General features: G+C 34.8%; 6 protein-coding genes. All 6 read right to left on the bottom strand.

Annotation, left to right across the window (positions count from 1 at the left end; genetic code table 11):
- Positions 1-583 (bottom strand): FAD binding domain-containing protein (locus tag AC3AX0_RS05355; RefSeq protein WP_487549276.1); only part of this gene is annotated, 583 nt, incomplete at its 3' end.
- 3 nt (positions 584-586) lie between these two features.
- Positions 587-1,045, bottom strand: coding sequence for a (2Fe-2S)-binding protein (locus AC3AX0_RS05350; RefSeq protein WP_487549277.1), 459 nt, complete (start codon positions 1,043-1,045; stop codon positions 587-589).
- A gap of 112 nt (positions 1,046-1,157) precedes the next feature.
- On the bottom strand, positions 1,158-4,208 hold the full coding sequence (locus tag AC3AX0_RS05345; RefSeq protein ID WP_487549275.1) for an AAA family ATPase: 3,051 nt from the start codon (positions 4,206-4,208) through the stop codon (positions 1,158-1,160).
- A 7-nt stretch (positions 4,209-4,215) separates the two neighbouring features.
- Positions 4,216-4,926: a PHP domain-containing protein gene (locus tag AC3AX0_RS05340; protein ID WP_487549274.1), complete on the bottom strand. Its 711-nt coding sequence runs from the start codon at positions 4,924-4,926 to the stop codon at positions 4,216-4,218.
- A 20-nt stretch (positions 4,927-4,946) separates the two neighbouring features.
- Positions 4,947-5,777, bottom strand: a complete 831-nt coding sequence (locus AC3AX0_RS05335) for a PHP domain-containing protein (protein ID WP_487549273.1) — start codon at positions 5,775-5,777, stop codon at positions 4,947-4,949.
- A 13-nt stretch (positions 5,778-5,790) separates the two neighbouring features.
- Positions 5,791-6,376: aminopeptidase (locus tag AC3AX0_RS05330; RefSeq protein ID WP_487549272.1), on the bottom strand; the 586-nt coding region annotated here is incomplete at its 5' end.

The raw sequence follows: 6,376 nt of genomic DNA, 5'->3' as shown, positions 1-6,376 counted from the left end.
ATATTGTAACGGTTTTTCTTGCTCCAACCTTTGAAAAAGAAGGATACTCGTTTTCTTTAACTTCAATCTTAAACTTTACAAGTGCTTCATCATCTTCTATAAAGGTTTTTCCAAAACCTACAATCAAGTCTTCAAGTTTTACTTCTCTAAATTCACCCTTTGAATTCACCATCACGGCAGTTGTATTATAGGCGAATAGAGCTGTTAATGTATCAGCACACTGAGCTGCATTGGCTGCATTGCCACCTAATGTTGCTCTATTTCTTATTTGAGTTGAACCAATGCTTCCTGCAGCCTGGCTCAATCCGTGAACATATTTTCTGACAATATCAGCGTTGTCAAGTTCATCCATTGTTACACAAGCACCTATTTCAACAATATTTCCATTTTTTTCGATATTTCTCATTTCTACAACCTTTGTCAAGTCTACGGAAACATAGTCAAACATTTTGTTGTTATTCATTACCACAGCAAAATCAGTAGCACCAGCAACAAAAAACATATTTTCAGTATTTTTTTTCAACTCAAGAACCTTCACAAGCTCATTTATATTTTGTGGTGAGTAAAATTTATTCGATATCATTGCTTACTCCTTTTCAATTACGTCTTTAATTGCTTTTTCGATTTTGTTATAACCCGTACATCTGCACAGATTACCTTCAAGAGCTCTCTTGATTTCCTCATCGCTTGGATGATCATTTTCATACAATAAAGCCTTTGATGACATTATCATTCCCGGAGTACAGAATCCACACTGGATGGCACCGTTTTCTTCAAATGATTGAATCATAGTTTCAAGTTCTCCTGATTTTTCCAATCCTTCAACTGTAGTAACTTCACAGCCCTCTATCTGACCTGTCAATACAGTACATGAAGTGACCGCTTTCTTGTCTATCAATATTGTACATGCCCCACATTCACCTTCTCCGCATCCTTCCTTGACGCTTTTCAGGTCCATATCTTCTCTTAAAAAATCTAATAGTCTCTTATTAGGATTGCATTCTACGCTAATTTTTTCTCCATTAATTACAGTTTTTAGTATCAGGAACATACACCTCACTAATTTAATAACTTAATTATACTTAAAATAAGTCAAAATAACGTCAAAAAAAAGATGTGAAATTATTTTTCACATCTTTTTTTGATAATAGTTTCTCTTAGCTATCCATTTCTGTAATATCTTTCACATCATTATCGTCTAAAAGTTCGTTTATCCTTCTTTTTTCATAGGTCATAGCTGAATTGTCAAAGCATTTATATTCTCCGAAGCAACAGTTGAACAAATCTGATTTTATCAATTCTTCAAACTTTTCCCAGTTGCTGAAATTCCTGCATGCCTTAATCAATTCTGTTTTTATCCTGCATGTCATACCTTTTTCGTAACTGTTTGTGGAACTTTCTATATACTCCATGGATAACTTAAAGTGCTTGTATGTTTTTTCTTCATCCTTTTTTCTGGCATATACAAGAGCCAGATAACCATTGGGAATAAACCTTCCCCAGATAAATACTATTCTTTTATAGTACTTTATTGATTCCAGTAAAAATTCTTCAGCCTTGTCAATGTCTCCAAGTTCATAATAGACTCTTCCCTTGCTAGCAAGAATATAGGCAGTACCTGATAACAGTTGCATTGTATTGCAAATCTCAAGTGCCTTGTCATAAAACACAATTGATTCTTCAAATTTTTCCTGAAGCCTTTTACTTTCACCTATATACATAACCGAGGCTGCTATGTTTAAAATATACCTTTTTCTGAATGCTGGCTTTTCAAATATTTCCATGGCTTCTTTCAAGTAACTTTCACCCTCATCGTATCTTCCTGCTAAAATACAATAATATCCCTTGAGCCTTTTTACCTTTGCAGTAATTCCTTCATCCATTGCATCAGGTGATATTTTTTCCAGATTTTCCAATGCAAATTTCATTCCTTCAAGGTCAAATATATTTATTGTCTGATGAATGAGTTTAAACCATCCTTTTATGCAATAATCCAGATTACCGCTTTTTTCAGCAAGACCAATCATTTTTTCAATTAATTCCCTTCCCATCTGATGATTTCCCGTATCCACCATGAGTCTTCCCATTGTATATAGATAAACTATCTCTACATCCTTGTAATCATCTATGAACTCATTAACCTGTATCGACTGGTATTCCTTCTCTATATTCTTCAACTCGCTGTCTATATCCTTTTCACTGAGATATACTGCTGTTCCATTGTTTATCTTGTAGTCATCTATTTCAGGGAACATTTCATGGTTGATTTTAACAAGACCGGAAAATCTCTTAAGTCTGTATTCCAATTGCTTGATTTTCATATTGCATTCGCCGTAATGGAATGAAAGCCTTGGATAAAGTTCCTGATTCAAATAACCTCCAAGGTGGTTTTCATAATATTCTGCAAATCTTTTATTCAAGAGTATCTTCTTTGAATAAGACATTTCACTCTTCACAAAGGTTTTTATCTTGTTGTGAGTAAAGTGCAATTCCAAATTACTCTTTCCATTTTTCTGTTCCACCAGTATGTTTCTTTCAAGAAGGTCATCGATTATTTCTATAAGATCAATTTTTCCCTTGCCTGTTATTTTTTCAAGAACATCAAGGTTTATATAGTCAAGGAATATAGAGCCTATTTCTAGAATCTTTCTCGATTCTACAGGAAGATTTATTATCCTGCTCTTAATTACATCTCCAGCTTTTGAGCTCAATATGTCAAAACTTTTATTCTGCTGTATATTATTAATATATTCCATTATGAATAAAGGATTGCCTTCACTTTCAGTAAAAATATAATCCTGCCAGTTCTTTTCAATTTCAACATAATGCTTTATTAATCCCCTCGTAAGTTCCTCATTCAATCTATCAAGAACTATTTCATTCACTAGATTTCTTGATTTAACATGATAGATCAGATTGCTTACATCGGTTTTCATGACATTTCTTGTTGTTATTACTGAAAATATCTTAATTGTATTCTGACACAATAGCGTCTTTAAAATCTGAAGACTCATTTTATCTATCCAATGAATATCTTCAACTAAAAGAACAATGTTTTTTTTGATTCCAAGTATGGAAAATATATTTAATACAGCCTTTTCAATTATGCTGAAGTTCCTTTCCTCTTCCATGTACATTTGTATGTCATAGTCTATTCCAAATGATGGATATAGGGCTGCCAGTGCAGACATTGTGTGGGGGGGAACCCGAATATCTTCTTCTCTGATTATGGATGAAATCTGTTCCATTACGCTCCTAAAGGATTCATAATAATATTCCTGTTCCAGTTGGTAACACTGGATTTTCAATACATATTCATCCCTTGAAATACTGTTTATGAAATTATTTACAAGGTTTGTTTTTCCTATTCCTGCTTCTCCCCTAACCAGTACAGCACCAGTATTCTCACTATTTCTGAAAATATCGAATTTTTCCATGAGTCTATTGAATTCCTTGTCACGACCTATTGAAACTATGCCTAATTCTTTGGATTCATCCTTTTTTTGCCTTTCATGAAGTATTCCTTCTATAAGATTTACAGCTTCAACAGAAGGCGTTATGGAAAGCTCGGATTTCAAGATGTTTTCCAACTTATTGTAAACATCAACTGATTTCTGGTATTCTTTCTCCATTTTGTAGAGTTTTATAAGCTTAATATAAGATTTTTCATCAAATTCATCGCTCTGAATGAGCTTCCTGCATATATTTATCTTAATGGAATTTGAAATCGTTTGATTGTTAAGCATACTGCTGAAATAATCATTCAGTTTTTCTTTAAAATAGTTTTTCTTGTAACTAATCCACTGATCAAATTCAAGCAAATCAGGAATATAAAAATCATCGAAAATGTCTATCATGTCATTTTCGAGTAATATTTCAAGAAACCCGACATCCTCTGACATGACTCTTTCATAATCGTTTATATGCACTATGCTTCTGTCTATCTGTATCAACGCCCTTGTTGAAGACTCAAAAATATCAGCACCAAAAACTTTTCTGATACTGTAGATTGCATTTCTCAAATTCTTCTTACCTATATCCTCATTGGCTTCCGGCCAGAAATACGAACAAAGCTTGACCCTCTCCATTTGACCATCAAGGAGAAGCATGTAAAATATACCTTCTGCCTTTTTAAAAGGAAATTTCACAATTTTATCGTCTGCCCTTACCTTGGGATATCCTATTAAATCCACATATATTTCTATCATAACTCACCTATCTTCTCTTACTTAAGAATTCTTTTAACTTGTCCTTGCTTTCAGTTATTACCAGTTCTCTTGGAAAATCAACTTCATCAAATATCTTGTAGATTTTCCCAAACTCGCCTAGATAACAGTGTATATGGGAATCGCTTCCCGTAGTGACGAAGGTTCCTACCTCCTTGCATGCTCTCGCTATATTTACGCAATTGTCCCAGCTGGTTATCCTGCTGCCTCTAAAAGACCCGCTGTTAATCTCCAGTGCAACATTGTACTCTTTAGCACACCGAGCAACTTTATAAATATCAATTTCGAAAGCAGGATTTCCAGGATGACCTATTATGTCAATCTTGCCGCTTTTTATTGCATTGGTTATGGCCGCTGTATTTTCATCAATGGACCCTGACTCCAAGCAAGGGGGATGAAGGCTTGCCAGTACTATATCAAGTCTTTTAAGTATATAATTAGGTATGTCAATTTCACCATCGTAATCAATTATATTTGCTTCAGCACCCCTTAATATTTCAACACCATCCATTACTCTTGGAATAGCGATCTGATTTGCCAGATGATAAAGATGAGGTCCTCCAGGCATTACTGGTCCATGATCAGTAAGTGCAAACATCTCAATCCCTTTTTCAACGGCAGTCCTTACATAGTCGCTCAATACGCTGTAGGCGTGACCGCTTGCCATAGTATGAACATGTGTGTCTATTTTAATATCCATATAAACCTCCAGGTTTACTGTTATAACAACTCTGTCATGTCAACCAGACTGTTTATTCTCAAATCTTTAACATTAATGTCGGGACAACCAAGTTTTCTAGTTAGAAAATCACCATGACAATCTGACCCTCCAGATATCATCAAATCATTCTTGATGCAATAGTCCTTGTAGTAATCTATTCTATCCTTATCTGGAGCATATGGAGTATAACATTCAACTCCATCTATTCCAGCATTTTTCCAGAAATCAAGTTCTTCAATACCCATGACACCATCTCTGAAATAATATGACGGATGAGCAAGAAAAACTGAAGCACCTTCCCTTTTAGCAATTTCAATCACCTCTTCAGGCGTCTTAAAACACAGCGTCAAGTCCGTTTCCTTGAGACCGTCGAAATAATCGAAGATGGTTCCATAAATGCCCTTGTCTATTAAATAGTTTAGAGCCTTCCAACCACCTTTTGTCCTGTCTTCCACATAATTGTCGAAATAATCATTAAGACTAACACTATCATGCCTTTTCGACATCAAGTCCAAGAACTTGTAATTGTAATCAAGCCTTATTTCATTGTTCCAGTTAATCAAATCAATAAATTCCGATGTCTTGTTATAATTATAGACAGTCAAATGGTATTCCCTATCATTGTAGGTCGATGCAACCTCGACACCTGGAATAAACTTCATTTCCTTCTCAAGGAAAAGATTGAGCATTTCTTCGGATGATTTAATGGTGTCATGGTCCGTTATGGAAAATATCTTTATTTTTTCTTCATTCAGTTTTCCAATTAATATTTCAGGACTCCAAGTTCCATCTGAAGCCCATGTATGTATATGCAAATCTGTTTTCAACACATTGTTACCTCTATTATTTCAAGTTTTCCGGATTAAGCACCTCTAGCTCTGGAATTATAAACCTTCCATCCTTTCTTATTAGACGGTCGTCAAAGTAGATTTCTCCACCACCAAACTCAGGTGTCTGAATAAGCACTAGATCCCAGTGTACTTCGGAAGTATTTCCGTTTGAAGCATCTTCATAGGACTTTCCAGGTGTAAAATGGATGCTTCCCATTATTTTTTCGTCAAAAAGAGTGTTTTCCATTGGATTTATTATATATGGATTCACTCCTATGGCAAATTCACCGAAAAATCTTGCTCCCTCATCTGAATCAAGTATCTTGTTGATTCTGTTATTATCATTTGAAGTGGCTTTTATAATCTTTCCATTTTCGATTTCAAATCTTATATCCTTGAAAGTAAAGCCTCTGTAATGCGAAGGAGTATTGTATGAAATCACTCCATTTACAGACTTCTTTACAGGCGCCGTATATATTTCTCCATCGGGGATATTTAATTCTCCCGCACATGGTATTGTAGGTATATCCTTGATTGAGAAAGTAATATCCGTTCCCTTTCCAGTTACCCTTACCTTGTCCGTCTTGTTCATCAATTCT

This window comes from Dethiosulfatibacter sp. (assembly GCF_983023055.1).
This window is presented reverse-complemented; position numbering and strand designations above follow the sequence as displayed.